Annotated in this window: 3 protein-coding genes; all 3 read left to right on the forward strand. The window is 41.0% G+C overall.

All coding sequences use genetic code 11. From position 1 onward, the window contains the following. The coding region (locus ACJML3_RS06890; RefSeq protein WP_406021815.1) for a terminase gpA endonuclease subunit at nt 1–889 on the forward strand (889 nt) is incomplete at its 5' end. Next, on the forward strand, nt 889–1,134 hold the full coding sequence (locus tag ACJML3_RS06895) for a DUF6148 family protein (RefSeq protein ID WP_406021817.1): 246 nt from the start codon (nt 889–891) through the stop codon (nt 1,132–1,134). The genes ACJML3_RS06890 and ACJML3_RS06895, both read left to right, overlap by 1 nt. A gap of 3 nt (nt 1,135–1,137) precedes the next feature. Next, on the forward strand, nt 1,138–1,572 hold a 435-nt coding region (locus tag ACJML3_RS06900; RefSeq protein ID WP_406021819.1), incomplete at its 3' end, for a phage portal protein.

Here is a 1,572-nt window from a genome sequence, read left to right on the forward strand (position 1 = left end):
TGTTGAAGAATGGGTTGATGCAAATCATAAGAAGGATAAAAAAGGCCTTCAGGAGTTCATCAACTTGAAGCTTGGTGAACCATGGCACGAAGATGAAGCAGATTTGAACTTATGGGAAAAGCTTGCTCAGAGAAGAGAATTTTATCCTGAAGCCGGTCTTCCTAAAGAAATTCTGATGCTTACATGTGGTGTTGACGTTCAGCAGAACCGTCTTGAAGCCACAGTGTTTGGATGGGGTGCAGACTTTGAATCCTGGGGTATATGCCACAGAGTTTTCTTCGGTGACACCAAACAGAATGAAGTCTGGTCACAGTTAGATGTTTTATTGATAGAAAACTTCCATCTGCAGGATGGCAGAGAATTGAGAATTGCTTGTACTTTAGTTGATTCTGGTGACGGTTCAATGACAGATACTGTTTATCAGTACACTAAGGCACGTGAAAAATCACGTGTATTCTCTTCAAAGGGTTCATCTGTAGCAGGTAAAGACTTGATAGGTCCACCTTCTCAGAATAACCGTTATAGAGCATTTCTTTTTGTGATTGGTGTTGATGCAGGTAAAAGACTGCTGTTTAACCGCCTAAAAGTTAATGATTTTGGCCCTGCCTATGTGCATTATCCAATGGCACGTGATTCAGGCTTTACAGAGGAATACTTCAAGCAGTTAACCGCTGAAGTATTTGAACGTAAGTTTGAAAAAGGACGTGTTAAGGAAGGTTGGAAGAAATTAAGAGAACGTAATGAGGCACTTGATTGCGCTGTATATGCAACTGCAGCCATTGAGATTGTAAGGCCTGCCTTCAATCAGTTATGTGCTCAGGGTACAAATGCTACAGTAGTTCAATCTAAGCCAGTTAAAACACGCAAATATTCCAAAGGAGTTATCTAATGCCAGTTTTAAAAACATATAAAGGCATTCCTTATGAGGTTGCTAAAAAGAAACTTGATGCATTGTTAGATGCTCTGGATGTGGTTTTAACCGGTCAGAGTTACACCATTGGATCAAGAACATTAACCAGGGCAAACCTAACCGCAATTCAGGAAGCAATTAAGTATTGGTCAGACATTGTGGCTAAGTGTGAAAGTGGTTGTGGTGGTGTAAAAGTTCAAAGAGCTATCTCTCAGGATTTTTAAGATATGACACAGAAAAAACTTCCACGTAAGGAAATGGCCACTAGAGCTAATGCTGTTAAACCTGCAGCAGTTCAGCAAGCAAAAAATCCTACTTCTGTTGTAAAAAACAGATTGGTTGCTAGTGGTTATTCCCATTACGGAGCTTCATATGCTCGAAAGTCCTTAATCGGATGGATGAGCCACAGCGCTTCTGCAGATGAAGATATTGCAGATAACATCAAGCTGTTAAGAGAGCGTTCACGTGATTTATACATGGGTGTGCCCCTTGCAACCGGAGCTATTAAGACCATTAGAACCAATGTTATCGGTTCTGGTCTTATGATGAATTCTCATATTGACCGTGACAAACTCGGACTTACAGAAGAGCAGGCAGTTGAATGGCAGAAAAACACAGAGCGAGAATGGCTTTTGTGGTCTGACTCAACCAACTGTGATGCT

Origin of the sequence: Succinivibrio sp., assembly GCF_045124615.1 — a bacterium.
In the GTDB taxonomy this organism is placed as follows: Bacteria; Pseudomonadota; Gammaproteobacteria; order Enterobacterales; family Succinivibrionaceae; genus Succinivibrio; species Succinivibrio faecicola.

Excerpts from the sequence above, each read along its gene's own strand:
- ACJML3_RS06895 (WP_406021817.1), top strand. The coding sequence starts at position 889 with ATGCCAGTTTTAAAAACATATAAAGGCATTCCTTATGAGGTTGCTAAA.